Genomic DNA, 24467 nt, shown 5'->3' with positions numbered 1-24467 from the left:
GAAGAAAAATACAGACCTGATATGGAGGATCGCCACGCCCCTGCAAGATGGCGCAAATAAAAAACGGGCAGCGACGCACCTTGCGCCGCTGCCCGCCAAGAACAGCTCATGCGGAAGATCGATCAGTTGCCGCCGGCAGCCGGATCCTTCAGGTAGGCAATGATGTTGGCGATATCTTCCGGCTTCTTGAGGCCGGCAAACGCCATCTTGGTACCCGGAACCAGATCCTTCGGCTTCGGCAGATAGGCGGTCAGTTCTTCCTCGCTCCAGACCTTGCCTTCGCCGAACTTGGTCATGGCCGGAGAATACTTGTAGTCGGCAACCGAAGCGACCGGACGACCGACGATGCCTTGCAGGGTCGGACCGACCTTGTTCTTGGCTTCCGTCGCCGTGTGGCAGGCCATGCATTGCTTGAACACCTTGGCACCGGCCACCGGATCGCCGTCGGCGAAGGCAACGCCGGCCGGGATCATCATCGAGGCGGCAAGGATCAGACAGTGAAGTTTCATGAACGCTCCTTTGGAAATCGTCGCGCGCCGCGCGTGCGGCCCGTCCATTGGACAGAATAGACCATTCTAGCGTCCTTTGCCACGGGGCGACTTGCCGCGCCATTGACATCTGTCAAGCGACTTCAACGATATCAGGGACTTCCTTCCCCCAACCTCGACTTAAGGATCGGTTCGCAGAAAGATTTGACGAGTCGCAAACAGGGAGGGGAATGAGGCGCAAATGCAACGGGCAGGGTTGAATTTGTCCGTTATAGATTGTTGACTGGGAACTCAAAAAAAAGGGAGCCTCCAATGAACGCATCTGTATTTTACCGCATTATCCTTTCTTCGGCGGTTTCGGCCGTCGCCCTCGCAGCCGCTCCGGCCATGGCAGCCGAGCCCGAAAGCTGCTCCATCGTACGCTTCTCCGACGTCGGCTGGACCGACATCACCGCCACCACCGCGACGGCTTCCGTCATCCTCAAGGGCATGGGCTACGAGCCGGTCGTCACCGTTTTGTCGGTTCCGGTCACCTACCAGTCTCTGAAGAACAAGGACATCGACGTCTTCCTCGGCAACTGGATGCCGGCCCAGGAAAAGGACGTTAAGCCCTACCTCGACGAGAAGTCGGTCGATTCGACCGGCGTGAACCTCGAAGGCGCCAAATACACGCTCGCCACCAATGCCAAGGGCGCTGAACTCGGCATCAAGGACTTCTCCGACATCGGCAAGCACAAGGACGCTCTCGGCGGCAAGATCTACGGTATCGAGCCGGGCAACGACGGCAACCGTCTCGTCATGACGCTCATCGAGAAGAACGAGATGGGCATGGGCGGCCTCGAGCTGGTCGAATCCTCCGAACAGGGCATGCTTGCGCAGGTCGCACGCGCCGACAAGGCCGGCGAACCGGTCGTCTTCCTCGGCTGGGCACCGCACCCGATGAACTCCACCTTCGATGTCACCTACCTGACCGGCGGCGACTCGACCTTCGGCCCGAACTTCGGTGGCGCGACCGTCTACACCAACACCCGCGCCGGCTATGTCCAGGAATGCCCGAACGTCGGCAAGTTCATCACCAACCTCAAGTTCTCGCTCGACATGGAAAACCAGATCATGGGCAAGATCCTGAACGACGGTGAGGATCCGGAAAAGGCTGCGACCGAATGGCTGAAGGCCAACGGCGCTGCGATCGAGCCGTGGCTCGCCGGCGTGACCACCAAGGACGGCAAGGAAGCTCTTCCGGCCGCCAAGGCCTCGCTCGGCCTCTGAACGATCGTCGAAAGGGGCGGCTCGGCCGCCCCTTTCGATACCTGCGCCGCGCACATGGAGGAAAGGAGTGTGGCGCGCACTATCACCAGCTGTATGCACATGAATTCTGCCGCGGCTTTGCTTCGGCGAAGATGTGTCATATCGTCGATTTTCAGCTCTTAAATTGCGACGGGTGCGAACAACGTGAATTGGCTCACCGAAAACCGGATTCCGATCGGGGCTTGGGCTAAGTCCTTCGTGGACTGGCTCACCACCAATGGCGAGTGGCTCTTTGACCAGCTCTCCTTTCTCCTTTCCCATATCATCAACGGACTTCTGTTCGTTCTGCAGGCGCCGCATCCGCTGGTGATCGTCGCCTTTGCCACCGGCCTCGGTTGGTGGCTGCACCGCTCGCTGGGCACGGCGATCTTCACCTGTCTTGGCCTTCTTCTCATCATGAACCAGGGCTACTGGAAGGAAACCACCGAGACGCTGGCTCTGGTGCTTGCCGCGACCACCGTCAGCATGCTGGTCGGCGTGCCGCTCGGCATCCTCGCCGCCCGCCGCGCCTGGATCTATGCCGGCATGCGCCCGGTGCTCGACCTCATGCAGACGATCCCGACCTTCGTCTACCTGATCCCGGCCCTCATCCTCTTCGGCCTCGGCATGGTCCCGGGCCTGATCGCGACGGTGATCTTCGCGATCCCCGCCCCGATCCGCCTGACGCGCCTCGGCATCATTTCCACTCCGCCGTCGCTGGTGGAAGCCGCCCAGGCCTTCGGTGCGACGCCCGCTCAAGTGCTCCGCAAGGTCGAGCTGCCCTTCGCCATGCCGCAGATCATGGCAGGCCTTACCCAGACCATCATGCTGTCGCTGTCGATGGTCGTCATTGCCGCCCTCGTCGGTGCAAGCGGCCTCGGCGTTCCGGTCGTGCGCGCGCTCAACACCGTGAATGTCGCCAAGGGCTTCGAAGCAGGCCTTTGCATCGTCATCCTGGCGATCATCCTCGATCGCATGTTCCGCAGTTCTGAATCGGGAGACGACGCATGACCGACGCCGTCATTTTTGGAAATGTCGATATCGTCTTCGGCGATCATCCGGAGAAGGCGCTGGCCCTCGTCGACCAGGGCAAGACCCGCGACGAGATCGGCACCGAGACCGGGCTGGTGCTCGGCGTGGCCGGAGCCTCGCTCGCGGTCAAGGAAGGCGAAATCCTCGTGCTGATGGGCCTGTCCGGCTCCGGCAAGTCGACCCTGCTGCGCGCCGTCAACGGACTCGCACCCGTGGTGCGCGGCAATGTCAGCGTCAAGACCTCGAACGGCGCGGTCGACCCCTACCGTGCCAGTCCCAAGGCCCTGCGCGACCTGCGCATGCACACCGTGTCGATGGTGTTCCAGCAGTTCGGTCTGCTGCCCTGGCGCACCGTCGCCGAGAACGTCGGCTTCGGCCTCGAGCTTGCCGGCGTGCCGGAAGCCGAGCGCCGCAAGCAGGTGGAAGAGCAGCTCGAGCTGGTCAACCTGTCGAAATGGGCGAACCGCAAGGTCAACGAGCTCTCGGGTGGCATGCAGCAGCGCGTCGGCCTTGCCCGCGCCTTCGCCACCGGCGCGCCGATCCTCCTGATGGACGAGCCGTTCTCGGCACTCGACCCGCTGATTCGTACGCGTCTCCAGGACGAATTGCTTGAGTTCCAGTCGCGCCTGAAGAAGACGATCCTCTTCGTCAGTCACGACCTCGATGAGGCGTTCCGGATCGGCAACCGCATTGCCATCATGGAAAGCGGCCGGATCATCCAGTGCGGCACGCCGCAGGAAATCGTGCAGAATCCGGCCGACCAGTATGTTGCCGACTTCGTGCAGAACATGAACCCGATCAACATGCTCACCGCGCGCGACGTCATGCATCCCGGCGTAGAAAACGCCTCCGGCGCCGGCTCTGTCGCCGGAACGGCCCGGCCGGAGACGCCGCTCGTCGACATTCTCGACGCGCTGTCACGTCAGCCTGGCACAATCGGCGTCGTCGACAACGGCAACGTCATCGGGACGATTTCGGCCCAGGATGTCGTTTCCGGCCTGACCCTGCACCGTCGCAAGGCCTGAGCGGACATCCGCTCAGGGCCGGACGCAGCAAGGAGCATGCCATGACGGATAAGCCATCGGTCATCCGGGAAACCGACGAGGAGGCCCGCGCGCTTGCCCGTCGGCTCCTTCGATCGGCGCGCTACGTCTCCCTGGCCGTGCTCGACCCGCAGACCGGGTTTCCCTCGGTCAGCCGGGTCCTGCTGGGCACCGACACCGACGGCTCCGCCGTCATCCTGGTGTCGGGGCTCTCCGCCCATACCAAAGCGCTGAGCGCCGACCGGCGGGCTTCTCTCCTGGCCGGCGAGCCGGGCAAGGGGGACCCCCTCGCCTATGCGCGGCTGACGCTCCACTGCCTGGCCGAATCGGTCGAGCGCGACAGCGCCGATCATGCTCGCCTGCGCACCCGCTTCATCGCCCGCCATCCGAAGTCGAAGCTCTACATCGACTTCCCCGATTTCCGCTTCTTCCGCCTTGTTCCGCAGTCCGCCAGCCTGAATGGCGGCTTTGGCCGGGCCTACATCCTCGGCGGCGAGGATTTCCTCATCCCCCCGGCAATGGGGGGTGATTTTTCGGGGTGCGAGGAGCAGGCACTGCAAGATTTAGTGGCCCGCGGTCCGCAATATGCCCTCTCTATCGCCACGACCCAATGCGGTCAGAAACCCGGAAAATGGGCCATCTGCGGGGTCGACCGGGCCGGAATTGACCTAATTTGCGGCGATTTACTCGTTAGATACGAATTTGGGCATCTTATAGCGACACGGGCCGAACTCCCTTAAGAAATTCCTAATACAGCATACCCGGTACCTTAAATTTAGGCATATACAATTATCTTCGCGTTGTTACACTTACGTAATAGGTAAATTGACGGATTGCAGCCGGCGCCTTCCCCCCGATGGTGTCCGAGAAACGAAAGTTGAAATTATGAAAACCAAAGCATTATCCGAACAGTCCATTGCAGCAGCAGGCCTTCTTTCCGCCATGGCCAATCCCAAGCGTCTCATGATCCTGTGCAGCCTCGTCGAAGGCGAAGTTCCGGTCGGCGTTCTCGCCAACCAGGTGGGCCTAAGCCAGTCGGCACTGTCCCAGCACCTCTCCAAATTGCGCGCCCAGAAGCTGGTGAAGACCCGCCGCGACGCGCAGACGATTTATTATTCCAGCACCTCCGAATCGGTCATCAAGATCCTCGGCACGCTGGAAGATATTTATTGCGCGAACACCGCAAACAAGACCGCTGCCGCCTGATGGTAGCCGCCTCCGGGCGGTGACGAGGGCTCGGCCGGTTTCCGGTCCGGTTGTCTTGCGAGCGACGTTTTTTTGATCACGAAGACCAGGTTGTCCGGCCAGCAAATCCCCACTCTGCCGGCCGGACTTTTTGGTGAGGTTGAACCCCGGCGAACGGCGGTTCAGCTACCGACCGCCGCGCTGTCGTCGCGGCTCAGCACGATCAGCGAAGGACGTGCCGGCTGGCCTTGCTTGAAGTCGGGCCAGTTCGTGCCGGCATCGGTGATCGAGCTCGCATCCTCATCGTCCTCGAAACGCAGTTCGCCCGGATGCTGGATCGATACGAAGACCGATCGGGCGTCCGGCGTGAAGGTCGGCGAGCAGCATTCCGATCCGATCGGCGCGACGTAGAACAGCCTCGGCAGCGCCCGTCCCTCGCCCTCCGTATCCATGACGAACAGGGCATCGGCAATGCCCTCCGGCGGCGGGCCGTCGGTCGCCACCCACAGCCGCCCGGCCGGGTCAACCGACAGGTTGTCGGGATCGGTGAACCAGCCATTGGCCGAGGTCGCCGGGTGGAACAGGGCGCCGTCCTCCGCCACCGCCGGATTGCCGCACAGGACGAAGACGTCCCACCGGAAGCTCGCGGCGGCAAAATCGGACTTGTCCGGCCCGCCGGGTGGCACCAGTTCGAGCAGGTGGCCATGCGGATTGGGACCACGCGGATTGGCGGGGTTCACCTGCTCTTCCGCATCCCCCTCGCCCGCCGGCAACCGATCTTCGTTCTCCGTCATCGCGACATAGAGCTTGCCCGTTTTCGGATGAACCACGAAGCCCTCCGGCGCATCCATCGGCGTCGCCCCGAGCAGATCGGCGGCAGCCCGGGTGTTGAGCACCACGTCCGCCTGGCTGGCAAAGCCCGCCTCCGCCGTCAGCGGCCCCTCTCCAGCGATGAGCGGCAGCCAGGACATGGTGCCATCGCTCTCGAACCGGGCGACCGACAGCGTGCCGTTGTCGAGCAGGTCGCGATTGGCGGCACGGTCGTTCGGGTTCCACGGGTCGCGGGTGACGAAACGATAGAGATACTCAAAATCGTCGTCGTCGCCCATGAACACCACGACGCGGCCGTCCGGCGCCACGGCGCATTGCGCACCCTCATGGGTGAAACGGCCGAGCGCGGTGCGCTTCACCGGCTTCGACGCCGGGTCGAGCGGGTCGATCTCGACCACCCAGTCGAAACGCATCCATTCGTTCGGCTCTTCCTCGAAACGGAAACGTGGCTCGATCCGCCCGGCGCCGTAGATGTCGTTGTCCTCCTCGTCCCAGCCCTGACGTTCGACCAGCTCCTGATTCGGCAGCGTGGTGAAGTCGCCGGCAAAGACGTCCATCGAGCCTTCCTCGCCCGAAAGCAGAGTACCCCAGGGCGTGATGCCGCCATTGCAGTTGGAGATTGTGCCGAACACCGTCCTGCCCGTGGGATCCGCCTTGGTCTTGAGGCGATCGTCGCCCGCGGCCGGGCCGGAGATCGCCATTTCGGTGCCCATGTGGATGCGGCGATTGTATTGGCCGTCACGGACGATCTCCCACCGGCCATTGGCCTTCTTCACTTCGAAGATCGACAATCCGACCGACGCCATGACCGCACGGATCTGGTCCTCGGTCATCTTCTCGCGATAGTCGTCTGCCGTCAGCCCCGGAAACATCAGGAACGGCGTCGCATATTCGTGGCTGACGAGCATCAGCCCGTGCTCGGAGCCGGTCGAACCCGGCGGCAGCGGCATGTAATGCGTGAAGTCGTTGTTGTAGCCGAACTGGCGCTCCGCCGCCTTGCCGTCCAGCTTCGCCGGATCGAAGTCCGGGCTATCGACAAACAAGCCGTCACCCCAGCGCGCCAGGATCTGGCGGCTGTAGCCCGTCGGCCAGTGATCGTCCTTGTCACGAACCCTTGCAAGTTCGGTGAAGGTCGAGGTCGGCGCCGCGGCAGCACGCACCGTCTCGCCGAGCACCGGCAGGATGGCCGCGCTGCCGGCAAGCGCAAACAGGCCCTTGAGGACGCTGCGGCGCGCAATCCCCTCCGCGAGCACTTCACCATAGGTCTCTGCGAATACGCGACGCGGATTCGGCCGCGCCCTTGTCTTGCGACGATCAGACATAAGTTCTCCTGGGTAAAAATAGTTGTTTGGCTGAAATAAATCTGTCGGACCGATGTCCGGATGCTTTGCATGACCGACCATAGGTCGATCACACGAAGTCTTGATGACGGATTTTGAGGGAAGATACTTGGAACTCCGGGCCGGGCCTGGCCGCCCGTGCCGTGTTGCGCGCAATCATAACCGGAACCTCGGGCATCCATGATGTTTGTTGATGACGGTTGACGACCTTGGGTGCCCTGTTAATTTGGCGTGGTTTTTCTGGAATATCCGGCCCTGCGCCGCCAACCGGGAAATGGCCGCCCGCACCAAAACGGCCATGGAGAACTTTGATGTCCAACCGCCTGAATACCACGCCGAACGATCTGCGCGCCTTCTGGATGCCGTTCACCGCGAACCGTCAGTTCAAGAAGGAGCCGCGCCTCTTCGTCGGCGCCAAGGATATGTATTACACGACCCATGACGGCCGCCAGGTGCTCGACGGCACCGCCGGTCTGTGGTGCGTGAATGCCGGCCACTGCCGCCCGAAGATCACCGAGGCTATCCGCGAGCAGGCAGGCGAACTCGACTATGCGCCGGCCTTCCAGCTCGGCCATCCGAAAGCCTTCGAGCTCGCCAATCGCCTGGTCGACATCGCGCCGGAAGGCATGAACCACGTCTTCTACACCAACTCCGGTTCGGAATCGGTCGACACAGCGCTGAAGATCGCGCTTGCCTACCAGCGCGTGAAGGGTGAAGGCACCCGCTTCCGCCTGATCGGCCGCGAACGCGGCTATCACGGCATCAACTTCGGCGGCATGTCGGTCGGCGGCATCGTCTCCAACCGCAAGATGTTCGGCACGCTTCTGACCGGCGTCGACCACCTGCCCCATACCCACCTGCCAGGCAAAAACGCCTTCACCAAGGGCCAGCCAGAATACGGCGCGGAGCTCGCCGACGAGCTTGAACGCATCGTCGCCCTCCACGACGCTTCGACCATTGCCGCCGTCATCGTCGAGCCGGTTTCGGGCTCGACCGGCGTCCTGATCCCGCCGAAGGGCTATCTCCAGCGCCTGCGCGAGATTTGCACCAAGCACGGCATCCTGTTGATCTTCGATGAAGTCATCACCGGTTTCGGTCGCCTCGGTGCGCCCTTCGCCACCCAGTTCTTCGACGTCAAGCCGGACATCATCACCACCGCCAAGGGGCTCACCAACGGCGTCATCCCGATGGGCGCCGTCTTCGTCACCTCCGAGATCCATGATGCCTTCATGACCGGTCCGGAGCACATGATCGAGTTCATGCACGGCTACACCTATTCCGGCAACCCGATCGCATCTGCCGCCGGTATCGGCACGCTCGACACCTATCGCGACGAGGGCTTGCTGACCCGCGCCGCCGAGCTTGCCCCCTACTGGGAAGAAAAGCTGCATTCGCTCGCCGATTGCCCGAACGTCATCGACATCCGCAATATCGGCCTGATCGGCGCGATCGAGCTTGCCCCGATCGCCGGCGAACCGACCAAGCGCGCCTTCAATGCCTTCCTCAAGGCATATGAATCGGGCCTGCTGATCCGCACCACCGGTGACATTATCGCGCTCTCGCCGCCGCTGATCATCACCAAGGACGAGATCGACGAACTGTTCGACAAGCTCCGCAAGGTGCTGGTGGCGAACATCTGAGTTTGCCGATTTCCGGTGCAGCGACCGAAGGCCGCGTCCCGCGCGGCCTTTTTTCGTGGGTGAACTTTCGCTAAAGAAGAATGACTGGGACGAAACAATCGAACCCGAGCGGCGACAAACCGGCACAGATCGGAACGTTGCTCCCTAGGAGACAGACATGAAGTTTCAACTTCTCGCCGGCGCGGCGCTCGCCGCGCTTCTCGCATCGACAGCCGGCGCGCGCGCCGACATCGTCATCGGCCTGATCGCGCCGCTGACCGGTCCGGTCGCCGCCTATGGCGAACAGGTCAAGCACGGCGCCGAAGTCGCCGTCGAGGAAATCAACAAGGCCGGCGGCATCAACGGCGAAAAGGTCGTGCTGAAACTCGCCGACGACGCCGGCGAACCGAAGCAGGGCGTATCCGCCGCCAACCAGCTGGTCGGCGAAGGCATCCGTTTCGTGGTCGGCCCTGTGACCTCGGGCGTCGCCATCCCGGCTTCCGACGTCTTTGCCGAAAACGGCATCCTGATGGTCACGCCGACGGCAACCGCGCCGGACCTTACCAATCGTGGCCTCACCAATGTCCTGCGCACCTGCGGCCGAGACGACCAGCAGGCCGAAGTTGCGGCGAAATACGTGCTCGCCAACTTCAAGGACAAGAAGATCGCGATCATCAATGACAAGGGCCAGTACGGCAAGGGTCTGGCGGACGCCTTCAAGAAGACCCTCAACGAAGGTGGCGTGACCGAAGTCTTCAACGACGCGCTGGCCGCAGGCGACAAGGACTTCAGCGCGCTGACGACCCGCCTCAAGGCAGACGGCGCCGAGGTGGTCTATTTCGGCGGCTATCACCCCGAAGGAGGCCTGCTGGCCCGTCAGCTCGCCGATCTGGGCATCAAGGCGCTGATCGTCGGCGGCGACGGCCTGTCGAACAGCGAATATGCCTCGATCGGTGGCGACTCCGCCAACGGCACGGTCTTCACCAACGCCTCTGACGCGTTGAAGAACCCGGATTCGAAGGCCGCCGCCGACGCGCTCGCGGCGCGCAACATCCCGGCCGAAGCCTTCACGCTCAACGCCTATGCCGCCGTTGAAGTCATCAAGGCCGGCATCGAGAAGGCCGGCAGCGCCGAGGATGCGGAAGCCGTCACCACCGCGCTGAAGTCGGGCGAACCGATCGCCACCGCCATCGGCAAGGTCACCTACGGCGAGACCGGCGACCTCACCTCGCAGAGCTTCTCGCTCTTCAAGTGGGACGCCGGCAAGATCGTCGCCGCCGAGTAAGTCGGCCGAGACAATCGTAGAGACACGGAAAAGCGGCCGGAAACGGCCGCTTTTCTGCGTTTTGGGGAAAGCAACCCGCTGTCACGGCAGGCCTTGTGCCACGAGGGTTTCGGGCTTCAGAGCCAGCCGCGCCGCTTGAAGTAGTAGAACGGTCCAGCCGCGGACAGGACCATCAACAGGATCGCCCAGGGATAGCCGAGGCTGAGCTGCAGCTCGGGCATGAACTGGAAGTTCATCCCGTAGATCGAAGCGACCAGCGTCGGCGGCAGGAAGACCACCGAGGCCACGGTGAAGATCTTGATGATCTGGTTCTGCTCGAGATTGATCAGCCCGAGCGTCGCATCGAGCAGGAAATTGATCTTGCCCGACAGGAAGGCGGCATGATCCCCAAGTGACGAGGCGTCACGCTGCAGGAGCTTGACGATCTGGCGCACCTCCTTGGTCGGCTTGCGGCTCGGCGTCTCCAGTGCCGCGTGATAGGCAACCACCCGCGACATCGTCACCAGGCTTTCGCGCACGCTGCTGAGGACATCGCCCTTCTGGCCCAGCTGCTCGATGAGCGACTGCAGATCCTTGGTCTTCTTGGTCGAGGAAGACGACTTGCCGCGAAATACCTCGCGAGAGATCCCATCGACCTCGTTGCCGATCCGCTCGAGAACGTCGGCCATCCGATCGATCACCGATTCCATCACACCGAGCATCAGGTCGGCGCCGCTCGCATAGGCCTGCCCGTTGGCTCGCTGGGCCCGGTAGGCGAATGTGGTGAAGGGCTTCGGATCGGCATGCCTTACCGTGACCAGCGTCCCGCCCTTCAGGATGAAGGTGACCGGGGTCTTGATCGGCTCCTCCGCATCAAGATTGGTCAGCGCCGTCATGGTCATGAACTCCGCCCCGTCCTCCTGATAGAGCCGGGCGGAAAGCTCGATCTCCTCCATCTCGTCGCGGGTCGGGATCGATATGCAGAGCGCTGCTTCGACCTGCCGGGATTCGGCGGTCGTCGGGCTGATCAGATCATACCAGAGGACGGGTGCGACGGTTTCGGAAGCGACGGCTTCGGGTGCGTCCTGCAGGACAAGACGGTCTGCGTCGCGGCAATAGATGCGCAGCATGAAAAACTCCTTCGGGGCATTGGGCCCGTCCGGAGCGGGAACACGGGTTCTTTTACCGGACAGGAAGGCTGACGAGGGTCGAACTTCGACTATCGGGGTCCATTTTCGTGTTCCTTGAAAACGACGGCTGAAAGCGCCATCAGGGATCGGGGTGCGCCCAAAATGGCAATGGGTCAAGCACTTTCTTTCGCACCGCAACCCGGTGCGGCGGCGCATCTCTCAATCAGCAGAAGAGACTATCTTTCGCACCATGGCCCCGCCGTGCCATGTATCTGTCCACCAGCGACGTCCCACCCATCAAGCACCACCCGAGGACCCATGACCGTCATTGCATCCTGTCTCTACAAGGACGGACACAAGGTCCGCGACGTGCCTCTGTCCGAAGCGGTGCCCCCGGCCAACCCGGGCGAGTTCATCTGGATCGGTTTGCACGAACCGGACCAGGCGGAGATGGCGCTGTTGCAGCAGGCCTTCGGCCTGCATCCGCTTGCCGTCGAGGATGCGCTCAACCTGCACCAGATGCCGAAGGTGGAGGTTTTCGGCGAGCAGCTCTTCGTCTGCGCCAAATCCGCCAAGCTCGAGGGTGACCGCATCATCTATGGTCAGACCTCGACCTTCGTCGGCCCGCACCACATCCTCACCGTTCGCCTGGGCTCGGCCCGTGCGCACACCGAATTGCGGGCCCAAATTGAGGAAACCCCGCAATTCCTGCGCCAGGGGCCGGACTACGTCCTTCACGCCATCATCGACTTCCTCGTCGACGGCTATCTGCCGATCGTTCGCAAGATCGAGGACAATGTGCTCGACATGGAAAAGCACATGCTGGCCTCCTTTCTGGAGCGCGAACAGATCCGCCGCCTGTTTCGCCTCCGCCGGCAAGTGATCCTGTTCCAGCGCGTGCTGCTGCCGACCAGCGAGGTCGCAAGCAAGCTCGTTCATCTCGACCTGCCGTCGCTCGATCCGGAATCCAAACCCTTCTTCCGCGACGTGCTCGACCACGTGAACCGCGTGCAGGGAATGCTGACGAGCCTGCGCGAGATCATCATGTCGGTCTTCGAGGCCAGCAATCTGCTCGAGCAGCAGCGCCAGGGCGTCATCACCCGGCAACTGGCCGCCTGGGCTGCTATCCTTGCGGTACCGACCGCGATTGCCGGCATCTACGGCATGAACTTCGAGCACATGCCGGAACTGAAGACCGAATACGGATACTTCGTCGTGCTGGGAACGATCGCGGTCCTGTGCGGAATTCTCTATTGGCGCTTCAGGAAGGCCGGCTGGCTCTGATCTGCTCGGCGACGAACAGGCGGCAGACGTCATCCCCCTTCCCCCGCACCACGGTGGAAAGCTACACTCCCCGTCAACCGGAATCGGAGTGATCGCATGAGCAGTTTGGAAAACCGCATCGACCAGGGCGTTGGCCGCAAGCCTGCCGACATCGTGCTGAAGAACGGCCGCTTCTTCGATCTCGTCACCGGTGAACTGGTCGCCTCCGACATCGCGATTTGCGGCGACACCATCGTCGGCACCGGCGAAGCCTACGGAGGCCACGAGGTGATCGACCTTTCCGGCCGCATCGTCGTGCCGGGCTTCATCGACACCCATCTCCATATCGAAAGCTCGCTGGTCACCCCCCACGAGTTCGACCGCTGTGTCCTGCCCCACGGCGTGACGACGGTCATCTGCGATCCCCACGAGATCGCCAACGTGCTGGGCACGGAAGGCATCCAGTTCTTCCTCGACTCGTCCGAACAGACGATCATGGACATCCGCGTCCAGCTCTCCTCCTGCGTGCCGGCCACCCATCTCGAAACCTCCGGCGCCGACCTGCCGATCGAGCGTCTCCTGCCCTTCCGGAACCATCCGAAGGTGATCGGGCTTGCCGAATTCATGAATTTCCCCGGCGTGATCCACAAGGATCCGGTTGCGATGGCCAAGCTCGAGGCCTTCCAGGACGGCCATATCGACGGCCATTCGCCGCTTCTGTCCGGCCGCGACCTGAACGGCTATCTCTCGGCCCGCATCCGCACCGACCACGAATGCACCAATGTGCCGGAAGCCATGGAGAAGATCCGCAAGGGCATGCATATCCTGGTGCGCGAGGGCTCGGTATCCAAGGACCTGCACGCCCTGATGCCGATCCTCACCGAGCGGCTGTCGCCGTTCCTCGCCCTCTGCACCGACGACCGCAATCCGCTCGACATCGCCGAGGAAGGCCATCTCGACTACATGATCCGAGAGGCGATCAGAAACGGCGTCGAGCCGATCGCCGTCTACCGCGCCGCCTCAATCTCCGCCGCGCGCGCCTTCGGGCTGAAGGACCGCGGTCTCGTTGCCCCCGGCTGGCGCGCCGATCTTGCGGTGATCGACAGCCTGGAAAACTGCAAGGCGGAGATGGTCTTCTCTGCCGGCCGCCGCGTGACGAACGCTCTCTTCGCGACGCGCAAGCCCGTCGCCCCCGTCGGCCTCGACAGCGTGAGGGCACGCAACGTCAAGGCGGCGGATTTCGGCGTACCGGTCACCGAGAGCGAGACACCCGTGATCGGCGTGATGCCCGGCAAGATCATCACCGAACACCGCCGCTACCGCCTGCCGAGCAGCGGCAACCAGACTGCCGTCGACCTGGCAAACGACATCATCAAGGTCGCCGTCATCGAGCGCCATGGCAAGAACGGCAACCATGCCAATGGTTTCGTTCAGGGATTTGGCCTGAAGAAGGGCGCGATCGCCTCCACCGTCGGCCATGACAGCCACAATATCTGCGTGGTCGGCGTCTCCGAGGACGACATGGCGCTCGCCGCCAATCGCCTCTCCGACATCAAGGGCGGCTTCGTCGTGGTCGAAGATGGCAAGGTGACCGGCGAGATCGCCCTTCCCGTCGCCGGCCTGATGAGCCTCGAACCGTTCGAGACGGTCCGCGATACGCTGCATCATCTGCGACAGGCGGCCTATGCGCTCGGCACCACCTTGCAGGAACCCTTCCTCCAGGTTGCCTTCCTGCCCCTGCCGGTCATCCCGCACCTGAAGATTTCCGACAAGGGCATGGTCGACGTCGACCAGTTCCGGTTGATCGGGTGAGCGCCCCCCCGAATAGAAGAAGGCAGGGAAGTCTCCCTCCCCGCCTTGCCGTTTCGTATCGATCGACGCGCGTTCAGTGGCTGGCCGCAGCCGCTGCCCCGAGCCCGGTTTCCGAACGGATGAACTGGTCGCGGAAGCCGGCCTTGTCGAGGGCAGCGCGCGGGCTCTTGTCGGTGACCGAGAAGAACCAGATGCTGGTGAACGCGATCGTCATCGAGAACAGCGCATATTGTTCATAGGGGAAGATCGGCTTTTCGAAACCGAGCACCGCCACCCAGACCGCCGGCCCGAGCACCACGCAGGTGACCGCGCTGATCAGCCCGAGGAAGCCGCCGACAAAGGCACCGCGGGTTGTCATGTTGCGCCAGAAGATCGACATGAAGAGCACCGGGAAGTTGACGCTGGCCGCAAGGCCGAAGGCGAGGCCTACCATGAAGGCGATGTTCTGGTTTTCGAAGACGAGGCCGAGACCGATCGCAAGCACGCCGAGCACGAGCGTGGCGATGCGCGAGACGAGCATTTCCTCGCGCCCCGTCGCCTTGCCCTTCTTCAGGATGCGGGCATAGAGATCGTGCGAGACGGCGGACGCACCGGCCAGCGCCAGGCCCGAGACCACCGCAAGGATGGTCGCGAACGCAACAGCCGAGATGAAACCGAGGAAGACGTCGCCGCCGACGGCCTTCGACAGGTGGATCGCCGCCATGTTGCCGCCGCCGAGGATCTTGCCGGCAGCGTCCAGATAGGACGGATTGGCGCCAACGATGGTGATTGCGGAGAAGCCGATCATCACCGCGAGGATGAAGAAATAACCGATGAAGCCGGTTGCGTAGAACACCGACTTGCGCGCCGCCTTCGCATCCGGAACGGTGAAGAAGCGCATCAGGATGTGCGGCAGGCCAGCCGGACCGCACATCAGCGCAAGCCCGAGCGAAATCGCCGTCAGCGGATCGGAGATCGAGGTCGACGGGCGCAGGATCGCATCCTTGGCCGCATGGTTGTCGATCGCCGCCGACATCAGCGCGCTCGGGTCGAAACCGAAATGGGCGAGCGACAGCAGCACGAGGATGGTGCAGCCGGACAGGAGCAGCACCGCCTTGATGATCTGCACCCAGGTGGTGGCGAGCATGCCGCCGAAGGTCACGTACATCACCATCAGCACCCCGACGAGCACCACCGCATAGGCATAGTCGAGGCCGAACAGGAGCTGGATCAGCTTGCCGGCGCCGACCATCTGGGCGATCAGGTAGAAGATCACCACGGTGAGCGAGCCCATCGCCGAGAGCGAGCGGATCTTCGTCTGCTCGAAACGGTAGGACGCGACGTCGGCAAAAGTGTATCGGCCGAGATTGCGCAGGCGCTCGGCGATCATGAACAGGATCAGCGGCCAGCCGACCGTCCAGCCGACGGTATAGAACACGCCGTCGACGCCCTTGCCGAACACCATGCCGGAGACGCCGAGGAAGGCGGCCGCCGACATGTAGTCGCCGGCAATCGCAAGGCCGTTCTGGAAACCGGTGATGCCGCCGCCGGCGGTGTAGAAGTCGGAGGCCGAGCGCGTCTGGCGCGCCGCCCAATAGGTGATGCCGAGCGTGCCGAGCACGAACAGGATGAACATCGCGATCGCGATGACGTTGACCGGTTGTTTCTGGACGGCGCCGGCAATGGCATCGCCCGCGGCCAGCGCCGAGGTCGCAACAATGAGGCCGGCAAGCCCGGCGGAAAGAACGAGCGAAAGGCGCCGGATCATGCTTCGGCTCCCGCGATGACGGACTTAGCGATGGCATCGAATTCGCCATTGGCCCGGCGCGTGTAGATGCCGGTCATGACAAAGGCGAAGGCCTGGATGGCAAAGCCTGCGAGAAGCCCGAAGGCCCATTTCGAACCGCCGATCACCGGCATCGAGAACAGGTCGGGATTGAAGATCGCGATCGACACGAAGGTGATGTAGACGCCGAGAACGATGATCGACAGCATCAGGGAAAAGCGGTTGCGGCGACGCACCAGCTCGGCAAAACGCGGGTCGTTGGCAATCCTGTCATAGGCTATCTTCACGCACATCCTCCAATTCTGCGTATCCGACTGCCGTCATGCGGCAGTGCATCATGTTTCCTCGATGAAGAAAGGCAGCGTGCGTCTCAAGCCAGACTTAAGGCGTGAGACAAAAGTCGAAGCGGTGGCAGGAGACCTGCAAAGCTCTGATTCGACAGGGGTTTGAGGTCGCGATTGACGGCGACGGAGCGGCAGGGGATAACCAACCGGTCGCCCCTCACCCGGAACGATCGCCGCCGACACGATCCGCCATCCAGAAGGCCGAGCATGACCTCGAAGACCGAAGAGACCTCCTTTCGCAGCCGGCTGCGTGGCCTCTATTTCGGCGAGAACCTTTCGGCGATCCGCTTCCAGCTGACGCTCGCCGTCGTCGATCTCGTGATCATCGCCTTCTTCCTGTTCGGCCCCTATCTCAGGGACCGGCCGAGCTACCTGATCATCGACTACGCGATTGCGCTGTGGATTGCCGTCGAACTGGCGGCCCAGATGCTGACCTCGCGCAGCATTCTCCGCTGGCTCTCGCGTCCGATGACCTGGGTCGACCTCATCGTGCTCGGCACGCTGCTCTTTCCCCAGCTTCTGTTCAACTTCGCCTTCCTGCGCGCATTACGCATCTGGGCGATCGCCCAGCGGCCGATCTTCAAGGTCATGCTCCGACGCTTCGGCTGGGGGCACCTGACGGAAGTCGCAACGGCGGTCGTCAACTTCATCGTCTTCCTCTTCACGGTGACCGGCTTCGTCTACACCTTCTTCTTCTACCGGGAGGATGGCGGGGAAGGCTTCGTCGATGCCTTCTATTTCACCGTGGCGACGGTGACGACCACCGGCTTCGGCGACATCACGCTGCCGGGCACCTTCGGCAAGCTGACCTCGATCGTGACGATGATCATCGGTATCTCGCTCTTCGTCCGTCTCGCCCAGGCGATAGTCCGGCCCTACAAGGTGACCTTCCCCTGCCCGCAATGCGGGCTGCAACGCCACGACGCGGACGCGGTCCACTGCAAGGCCTGCGGCCACGTCCTGAACATTCCCGACGAGGGACTGTAGGGAGGGGCGTCCACCAAATCGATGCCTGTGAGTGGTCCGATTCTATCTAAGCCCGGCCGCCTGATCCTCAGATCTTCGCGCAAAAACCGTCGAGCGCGCCGAGCCTGATCTCGCCGTCGACCACCACCCCGGAAAGCCCCGGCATCACGACGGGCTCCTTGATCGTGATCCGCGACGGCAGCTTCACTGCTTGCGGTCCACGTCGGAGATTGAAGACGAAGAGCAGTCGGTCATCGCCCTTCTTGCGGGTGAAGGCGAGCACGTCCTCTTCGGTCTTCAGGAACTCCATTTCCCCGTCCCGGAGCGCGGCATGCGCCTTTCGGAAGGCGAGCGTCGTGCGGTAGTGGTCGAGCACGGAGCCGGACGTCTTCTCCTGCCTGTCGACGGCAAGCGCCCGGTGCTCGGCCGGAACCGGAAGCCAGCTCTTCTTCGCGGTGCTGAAGGCGGCGTGCTCCGTTGCCGCGCTCCACGGCATCGGCGTGCGGCATCCATCCCGGCCCTTGAAGGCCGGCCAGAAGCGGATCCCGTAGGGGTCGCGCAAATCCTCGAACTCAAGCTCCGCCTCGGGCAACCCCAGTTCCTCGCCCTGGTAGAGGCAGATCGACCCACGCAACGTAGAGAGCACGCTGATCGCGAGCTTCGCCACCGCCTCGCGCTCTTCGGCATTCTGCGCGAAGCGGCTGACATGCCGGTTCACGTCATGATTGGAAAAGGCCCAGCACACCCAGCCTTCGCTCACCGAGCCATGGAAGGCATCGACACAATGGCGGATATGGTTCGGCGTGAAGTCCGGCCCGAGAAGGTCGAAGGTGTAGCACATGTGCAGCTTGTCGCCGCCGGCGGTATAGGCCGCGACCGTCTTCAGCGAACGCGCGCCGTCGCCCACCTCACCCACCGTGGTTCGGCCGTCATAGCGGTCGAGCAGTGCCCTGAACCGCTTGAGGAACTCGATGTTTTCCGGCTGGGTCTTGTCATAGAGATGGCTCTGCATGCCATAGGGGTTGACGTCCGGCGCATCGAGCCCCGCCTCGTCGCTGTCTGGAGCGTGCGGCGGATTGTTTCGCAATTCCTTGTCGTGGAAAAAGTAGTTCACCGTGTCGAGCCGGAAACCGTCGACGCCGCGGTCGAGCCAGAACTTGACCGTCGCCAGCAGTGCCTCCTGAACCTCGCGATTGTGGAAGTTGAGGTCGGGTTGCGAGGTCAGGAAGTTGTGCATGTAATACTGCTTGCGCACGCCGTCCCATTCCCAGGCCGGCCCGCCGAACACCGACAGCCAGTTGTTGGGCGCCGTGCCGTCCGGCTTGGCGGCGGCCCAGACGAACCAGTCGGCCTTGGGATTGTCGCGGCTCGCCCGGCTTTCCTTGAACCAAGGGTGCTGGTCGGAGGTATGTGAGAGCACCTGGTCGATGATGACCTTGAGCCCCAGCCGGTGTGCCTCGGTCATCATCGCGTCGAAATCGGCAAGCGTTCCGAACATCGGGTCGACGTCGCAATAGTCCGACACGTCATAGCCCATGTCCGCCATCGGCGAGGTGAAGAAGGGCGAGAGCCAGATCGCATCGACCCCGAGGGCTGCGATATAGGGCAGCTTCTCGGTGACGCCCTTGAGGTCGCCGACACCGTCGCCATTGGTATCGAGAAACGAGCGCGGGTAGACTTGGTAGATGACCGCCCCGCGCCACCAGTCGGATGTCGTCTTGGGATGGCTGGCCTTGGTCGGGGCTTTCGTCATGGGCGTCCTCAACGGGAATCGTGGATCGGCAGGGTGTGGCTCAGAATATAGGCGCCCCATCGCCGGTGGCGAGCGATTAAATCGTCAGGGGCCGCGCGCACCCGCGCCGTCACGGGCCTGACATAAGGCTGTAACATTGGCCGCCCATAACCCGCAAAGGACAACGACGGCGCCCGTATCCCGGCATGATGAACCAACCGGCCGCGATCGGACCGCGAACAGCCGAGGGGCTTTCCCCGGCGACACCGGGAAGAATAGCGACAACGCCCATGCCCAAGATCGTGATCGTCACCGATGCCTGGCACCCGCAGGTGAACGGCGTGGTGCGCTCCATCGAGACCACCAACCGCGAGCTCGCTGCGATGGGGATCGACGTTGCGATGATCACGCCGCAGCCTTTCCCCAGCATCCCGATGCCGACCTATCCGGAAATCCGCCTGTCGCTCGCGCGCTACGGGCGTGTCGCGCGCATGATCGAGCGCGAGAAGCCGGACTACCTGCACATCGCAACCGAAGGTCCGCTGGGCCTGATGGCGCGCCGCTGGTGCCTGAAGCACGGCATGCCGTTTTCGACCAGCTACCACACCCGCTTTCCGGAATATGTCCAGAGCCGCGTGCCCGTACCGCTGTCCTGGCTCTATGCCTATGTGCGCTGGTTCCACAACCGTGGCGGCGCCTGCATGGTGGCGACCGAGAGCCTGAAGCGGGAGCTGGCCGGTCGCGGCCTCAACAATCTGTGCCTGTGGAGCCGCGGCATCGACACGGCCCTCTTCCACCCGCGTCCCCGCGCCGAAAACCCGTTCGGCCTTGCCCGCCCGATCTTCATGACCGTCGGTCGCGTGGCGATCGAGAAGAACCTGCCGGCATTCCTCGATCTCGATCTTCCGGGGTCCAAGGTGGTGGTCGGCGACGGTCCGGCCCGCACGGAACTTGAGGCCCGCTATCCGGGGGTGCTCTTCACTGGTGTGAAGTTCGGAGAGGATCTCGCCCAGGCCTATGCCGAGGCCGACGTCTTCGTCTTCCCCTCGATCACCGACACCTTCGGCAACACGATCCTCGAGGCGCTGGCCTCGGGCGTGCCGGTCGCCGCCTATCCGGTGACGGGTCCGGTCGACATCGTGCCGCCGGGCGGCAAGGCCGGCGTGCTCGATCAGGATCTGCGCAAGGCCTGCATCGCCAGTCTCGACGCCTCGCGTGAGGAGGCCCGCGCGGTTGCCGAGACTTATTCCTGGCAGGCCGCGACGCGGCAGTTCCTCGACAATGTCATGGAAGCAAAAGCGCAGGCGAAACGCCGGCGCCTGTCCTTGCGTCAGCCGACCCGACCGGCAGACGCCTGAGCGCGGTTGGTCAGCGCTTCTTCTTCCGGTTCTCGAACGGGTTGTCGCCCGCCTTGAAATGGATGCGGATCGGCACGCCCGGCATCTGGAAATCGGCGCGCAGCCCGTTGGTCAGATAGCGCACATAGCTTTCCGGCAAGGCATCGGCACGCGTGCAGGAAATCATGAAGGCCGGCGGACGGGCCTTAACCTGCGTCATGTATTTCAGCTTGATGCGGCGACCGGATACGGCCGGTGGCGGATGCTGGACCTGCGTGTGCTCGAGCCAGCGGTTGAGCTTGGCGGTAGAGATGCGGCGGTTCCAAACGCGGTCGGTGTCGATGATCGACTGCATCAGCTTGTCGAGGCCGTAGCCGGTCTGGCCGGAAATCGGCACGGCGCGAATGCCTCGGGCCTGCGGCAGCAGGCGCTCGGTCTTCTCGCGCAGGTCCGCAAGCACGGCCTGCGGCTCTTCCACCAGGTCCCACTTGTTGAAGGCGAGCACGGCGGCGCGGCCTTCGCGGATCACGAGGTCGACGATCTGCAGGTCCTGCTTCTCGAACGGAATGGTCGCGTCGAACACGATGACCACGGTCTCGGCAAAGCGGATGGCGCGCAGCGCATCGGCGACCGAGAGCTTTTCCAGCTTCTCCTGCACGCGCGCCTTGCGCCGCATGCCGGCGGTGTCGAACATCTTGATCGTGCGGCCGCGCCAGTCCCATTCGACCGAAATGCTGTCACGGGTGATGCCGGCTTCCGGGCCGGTCAGCAGACGGTCTTCGCCGAGAAAGCGGTTGATGAGCGTCGACTTGCCGGCATTCGGCCGGCCGACGATTGCAACCCGCAGCGGCTTGGTCTCGTCATATTCGGGCTCGATCTCCTCGTCACCCTCGCCGCCGACCTCCGCCTCGGAGACCCGGACGTCCGTCTCGGCCTCGTCATCCTCTTCGGGAAAGGCGCGTTCCTCGCCGATCGCCGCGACGATCGCATCGCGCAGGTCAATCATGCCCTGGCCGTGTTCGGCCGATACCGGAACCGGCTCACCGAGGCCGAGCGTGTAGGCGTCGTAGAAGCCGCTGTCGGAACCGCGCGCTTCGGACTTGTTGGCGACGAGAACCACGGGCTTTCCTCGCCGGCGCAGCATTTCGGCGAGTTCCTGGTCGACTGGCGTCAGACCCATCTTCGCATCGACGATGAAGAGCGACAGGTCCGCGTCGTCGATCGCCGCCTCGGTCTGGGCGCGCATCCGGCCTTCGAGCGTGTCGGGTGCCGCCACTTCGAGACCGGCGGTATCGATGATCGTGAACCTCAAATCGATGAGCTTCGCCTCGCCCGGGCGGCGGTCGCGGGTAACCCCCGGCGTGTCGTCGACGAGCGCCAGCTTCTTGCCAACCAGGCGGTTGAACAAGGTGGACTTGCCGACGTTCGGACGACCGACGATGGCGACGGTGAAGCTCATGGGGTTCCGTTTCCTTCCGGCGTTGCCGCCAACCTGCTTAAGACGCCTTGCCGGACGCCGTGATATTGTCGAGCATCATGCGGGCACGGCTCGCGACATTGCGCGGCGTCTCGGCATCTTCTGCGATCTGCTCGAACCATTCGCGCGCCTTTGCCATGTCGCCGGCCTTGTAGGCGGCAAGGCCCAGCGCCTCGCGGGCGGCATGACGCATCGCGTCGCGCGGCGTCGCCATTGCCTCGACCTCGGCCGAAACCTGCTCGTAGGTGCCGTTGTCGATCAGCAGCCAGGCGGCCCGCATGCGGGCAAGGTCACGGATCACGGCCGGAACAGAATTGTCCTTGCCGACCTCGGTGAAGGCCTTGATCGCGGCGGCCGGGTCACCCTTTTCGGCTTCGACGGTCGCCGAGCGCATGCGCGCCAGGACCGCATAGGCGCCGTAGCCGTCCTTTTCGAGGGCTGCGAGCGCGGCCTTCGCCTCGTCGGCCTTGCCTTCGTTGGCGAGCGTCAGCGCAGCGAGGAACTTGTCGCCAGCATCCGACGATTGCCCTTCGTGCCAGTATTCATAGCCGCGATAGCCGGCAGTGCCGAACACGATCAACACGGCAACCGCGATGACGACGCGACCGTAGCGCTTCCACGCATTGCGGAACTGGTCGGAGCGCAACTCCTCATTGACTTCGCGAATAAAGCTGTCGTTGTTGTCAACCATGAATGCTTCCGGACCGGCCGGCCTTTCGATGCGTCTTTGATGCGTGAGCGGCCTTCTACCCGATTTTTCCCCGCTTGTAAGGGGAAAACCGCGAGAAGACGCGTTGGTTTACATGGCGAGCGGCGCCACGCCGATCAAAAGCGTGTGCAGCTTGAAGATGAAGAGCGCCCAGAGTACCGCACCGCCGACGACGGCCATGAGGTCGTATTTCGCCGAAACGAAGGGTCGGGCAACAAGCGCACCCGCACGCTGGCGACGTTTCAGCGCGATGCGCACGATGACGCCCCAGGCGAGGAACGAGCCGAACAGCAGGATCGATGCCAGGTCGCCATTGGCGAGAAGATGCGACAGAGCCCAGATCTTCACCGAAAGCACCATCGGGTGCTTGGTCTTCGTCGCGATGTGACCCGCGGGGAGAAGCCCCGCCACCAGACAGATCGACGCGATCAGCATCAGCGTCACCGTGAGATGCGCCATGCCGGCCGGCGGGAACCAGATATCGACGACCGGCGCCTGACGCCAGCCATAGATCAGGACCACCAGCGACACGATGCTCGCAACGCTGTGAACGCCCTTCCAGCCGTTTTCGCCGAAACGCGCAACCATCGAACTGCGGAAACCCGGTGCAACGACGCGGATCATGTGCGTACCGATGAAGAGCACGATGCCTAGGAGAAGAATTGTCATGCGGCGGGACCCCGGTTGAAACTATCGTCCTCTGGCATAATGGCCCCGGAACGGAAATTCCAGTCCGTTCAAAGCTTCGCCGCATTTCGCTGACAGAAAACCGGCTTGATTTTTTCCAGGTTTTCCGATGACGCGTCCGCTTCTCCTTGCCGCCCTGTCCCTCCTCCTCGCGCAGCCGGCGCTGGCCGACCCGCCGCGCCCGCGCGCGTTCACGCCGAAGCAGTTGCTGATCGTCTCCTTCGACGGCGCCGCGGACAACGCGCTGTGGACGAAGAGCCGCGACATCGCCCGTCGGACCGGCGCCCGTTTCACCTATTTCCTCTCCTGCACGACGATGATCCCCAAGGCCGCCGCCAAGAGCTACAAGGCGCCCGGGATCAAGGCCGGCCGGTCGAATATCGGCTTTCCCCCGACCGTGGAGGACGTGGCCACCCGCCTCGACAACATCTGGGCGGCCCACCAGGAAGGCCACGAGATCGCCAGCCATGCCTGCGGCCATTTCGACGGTAAGGACTGGTCGAAGGCCGACTGGCTCGCCGAATTCTCCACCTTCGACAGTGTCCTCGCCGATGCATGGAAGGCGAATGGGCTTGAAGACCGGGAGCCGGCCGGCTGGTCGGACTTTGCCGCAAACGGCGTCACCGGTTTTCGCGCGCCCTATCTCTCGGCGCCCGACAGCCTCGTCGAGGCGGAAAAGGCCCATGGTTTTGCCTATGACGCGAGCCTCGTCACGCGCGGCCCGATGCTGCCGGAACAGGACGGCAAGCTCATGCGCTTCGGACTGCCCCTGATCCCGGAAGGCCCGCAGAACCGGCGGATCATCGGCATGGACTACAACCTCTTCATTCGCCATTCCGCCGGCATCGACAATCCGTCGCGCACCAAGGAGTTCGAGGCCCGCGCCTATGCCGCCTTCCGGGCCGCCTTCGAAGCCGAATACAACGGAGACCGGGTCCCCCTGCAGATCGGCCTGCATTTCGTCGAGATGAATGCCGGCGCCTACTGGCGGGCGATGGAACGGCTGGTGACCGACGTCTGCCGCCGCCCGGACGTCGCCTGCGTGAGCTATGCGGAGGCGAATGCCCTCCTCGCCGAGCAATCGGCCGGCCAGCGGTCCTGAGACGACGAAACCCTGAAAAGCCGCGCGGGGACATTTTTCGCCCGCCCCGGATTT

22 protein-coding genes are annotated in these 24467 nt (G+C 63.3%); 12 read left to right on the top strand and 10 right to left on the bottom strand.

Going from position 1 to position 24467, the window contains the following annotated elements; translation table 11 throughout:
* Positions 1–122: 122 nt before the first annotated feature.
* A complete protein-coding gene (locus ACX93L_RS03005; protein WP_459403459.1) occupies positions 123–509 on the bottom strand; it encodes a c-type cytochrome in 387 nt (128 codons plus the stop codon).
* A 291-nt stretch (positions 510–800) separates the two neighbouring features.
* Between ACX93L_RS03005 and ACX93L_RS03000 the strand changes: the two genes are divergently transcribed.
* The 5 genes from ACX93L_RS03000 (at position 801) to ACX93L_RS02980 (ending at position 5056) form a co-directional block, all read left to right on the top strand.
* Complete coding sequence (locus tag ACX93L_RS03000) at positions 801–1757, top strand: choline ABC transporter substrate-binding protein (protein WP_459403458.1); 957 nt, start codon at positions 801–803, stop codon at positions 1755–1757.
* 183 nt (positions 1758–1940) lie between these two features.
* Positions 1941–2786, top strand: coding sequence for a choline ABC transporter permease subunit (choW, locus tag ACX93L_RS02995; protein WP_459403457.1), 846 nt, complete (start codon positions 1941–1943; stop codon positions 2784–2786).
* Positions 2783–3832 (top strand): choline ABC transporter ATP-binding protein, encoded by a 1050-nt coding sequence (gene choV / locus ACX93L_RS02990; protein ID WP_169586776.1) that lies wholly within the window; start codon positions 2783–2785, stop codon positions 3830–3832. Before choW ends, choV begins: the two co-directional genes overlap by 4 nt.
* Positions 3833–3873: 41 nt before the next feature.
* On the top strand, positions 3874–4590 hold the full coding sequence (locus ACX93L_RS02985) for a HugZ family pyridoxamine 5'-phosphate oxidase (RefSeq protein ID WP_459403456.1): 717 nt from the start codon (positions 3874–3876) through the stop codon (positions 4588–4590).
* A gap of 145 nt (positions 4591–4735) precedes the next feature.
* On the top strand, positions 4736–5056 hold the full coding sequence (locus tag ACX93L_RS02980) for an ArsR/SmtB family transcription factor (protein WP_169586772.1): 321 nt from the start codon (positions 4736–4738) through the stop codon (positions 5054–5056).
* Between the two features lie 161 nt (positions 5057–5217).
* Here ACX93L_RS02980 and ACX93L_RS02975 read toward each other — a convergent pair whose 3' ends face one another.
* Both ACX93L_RS02975 and ACX93L_RS02970 read right to left on the bottom strand, forming a co-directional pair.
* Positions 5218–7188, bottom strand: coding sequence for a PhoX family protein (locus ACX93L_RS02975; RefSeq protein WP_459403455.1), 1971 nt, complete (start codon positions 7186–7188; stop codon positions 5218–5220).
* 88 nt (positions 7189–7276) lie between these two features.
* Positions 7277–7525: a hypothetical protein gene (locus ACX93L_RS02970; RefSeq protein ID WP_459403454.1), complete on the bottom strand. Its 249-nt coding sequence runs from the start codon at positions 7523–7525 to the stop codon at positions 7277–7279.
* Between ACX93L_RS02970 and aptA the strand changes: the two genes are divergently transcribed.
* Both aptA and ACX93L_RS02960 read left to right on the top strand, forming a co-directional pair.
* The gene (gene aptA, locus ACX93L_RS02965) at positions 7518–8846 is read left to right on the top strand and encodes an omega-aminotransferase AptA (RefSeq protein ID WP_459403453.1); all 1329 of its coding nucleotides are present in this window, start codon (positions 7518–7520) and stop codon (positions 8844–8846) included. The two genes, ACX93L_RS02970 and aptA, sit on opposite strands and share 8 nt — an antisense overlap.
* Positions 8847–9003: 157 nt before the next feature.
* A complete protein-coding gene (locus ACX93L_RS02960; RefSeq protein WP_459403452.1) occupies positions 9004–10110 on the top strand; it encodes a branched-chain amino acid ABC transporter substrate-binding protein in 1107 nt (368 codons plus the stop codon).
* A gap of 116 nt (positions 10111–10226) precedes the next feature.
* Here the strand turns inward: ACX93L_RS02960 and corA are convergent, their stop codons facing one another.
* A complete protein-coding gene (corA, locus tag ACX93L_RS02955) occupies positions 10227–11219 on the bottom strand; it encodes a magnesium/cobalt transporter CorA (protein ID WP_459403451.1) in 993 nt (330 codons plus the stop codon).
* Positions 11220–11537: 318 nt separating this feature from the next.
* Between corA and ACX93L_RS02950 the strand changes: the two genes are divergently transcribed.
* Positions 11538–12503, top strand: a complete 966-nt coding sequence (locus ACX93L_RS02950) for a magnesium and cobalt transport protein CorA (RefSeq protein WP_459403450.1) — start codon at positions 11538–11540, stop codon at positions 12501–12503.
* A gap of 96 nt (positions 12504–12599) precedes the next feature.
* Positions 12600–14294 carry an adenine deaminase gene (gene ade / locus ACX93L_RS02945; protein WP_459403449.1) on the top strand — a complete coding sequence of 565 codons (1695 nt, stop codon included), beginning with the start codon at positions 12600–12602 and terminating at the stop codon, positions 14292–14294.
* 73 nt (positions 14295–14367) lie between these two features.
* On the opposite strand, the gene ACX93L_RS02940 is transcribed toward ade, so the two are convergent.
* Positions 14368–16041, bottom strand: a complete 1674-nt coding sequence (locus ACX93L_RS02940) for a cation acetate symporter (protein WP_459403448.1) — start codon at positions 16039–16041, stop codon at positions 14368–14370.
* Entirely contained in the window at positions 16038–16346 is a 309-nt protein-coding gene (locus ACX93L_RS02935; protein ID WP_205927699.1) for a DUF485 domain-containing protein, read from the bottom strand. The genes ACX93L_RS02940 and ACX93L_RS02935 overlap by 4 nt, the downstream gene beginning before the upstream one ends.
* A 264-nt stretch (positions 16347–16610) precedes the next feature.
* Here ACX93L_RS02935 and ACX93L_RS02930 point away from each other — a divergent pair, with 264 nt between their 5' ends.
* Positions 16611–17390 (top strand): ion channel, encoded by a 780-nt coding sequence (locus ACX93L_RS02930; protein WP_459403447.1) that lies wholly within the window; start codon positions 16611–16613, stop codon positions 17388–17390.
* Between the two features lie 67 nt (positions 17391–17457).
* On the opposite strand, the gene bglA is transcribed toward ACX93L_RS02930, so the two are convergent.
* Complete coding sequence (bglA, locus tag ACX93L_RS02925; RefSeq protein WP_459403446.1) at positions 17458–19122, bottom strand: beta-galactosidase BglA; 1665 nt, start codon at positions 19120–19122, stop codon at positions 17458–17460.
* 185 nt (positions 19123–19307) lie between these two features.
* Here bglA and ACX93L_RS02920 point away from each other — a divergent pair, with 185 nt between their 5' ends.
* Positions 19308–20459: a glycosyltransferase family 4 protein gene (locus ACX93L_RS02920; protein WP_459403445.1), complete on the top strand. Its 1152-nt coding sequence runs from the start codon at positions 19308–19310 to the stop codon at positions 20457–20459.
* A 10-nt stretch (positions 20460–20469) separates the two neighbouring features.
* On the opposite strand, the gene der is transcribed toward ACX93L_RS02920, so the two are convergent.
* The 3 genes from der to ACX93L_RS02905 all read right to left on the bottom strand — a co-directional run bounded on the left by der (position 20470) and on the right by ACX93L_RS02905 (position 23293).
* Positions 20470–21897, bottom strand: coding sequence for a ribosome biogenesis GTPase Der (gene der / locus ACX93L_RS02915; protein WP_459403444.1), 1428 nt, complete (start codon positions 21895–21897; stop codon positions 20470–20472).
* A 37-nt stretch (positions 21898–21934) separates the two neighbouring features.
* Positions 21935–22606, bottom strand: a complete 672-nt coding sequence (locus ACX93L_RS02910) for a tetratricopeptide repeat protein (RefSeq protein ID WP_459403443.1) — start codon at positions 22604–22606, stop codon at positions 21935–21937.
* Positions 22607–22714: 108 nt separating this feature from the next.
* Positions 22715–23293, bottom strand: coding sequence for an NnrU family protein (locus ACX93L_RS02905; protein WP_459403442.1), 579 nt, complete (start codon positions 23291–23293; stop codon positions 22715–22717).
* 127 nt (positions 23294–23420) lie between these two features.
* On the opposite strand from ACX93L_RS02905, the gene ACX93L_RS02900 reads away from it, so the two are divergent.
* Positions 23421–24413, top strand: coding sequence for a polysaccharide deacetylase family protein (locus ACX93L_RS02900; RefSeq protein WP_459403441.1), 993 nt, complete (start codon positions 23421–23423; stop codon positions 24411–24413).
* Positions 24414–24467 lie beyond the last annotated feature (54 nt).

It is taken from the genome of Rhizobium sp. CAU 1783, assembly GCF_054551725.1.
This window is presented reverse-complemented; position numbering and strand designations above follow the sequence as displayed.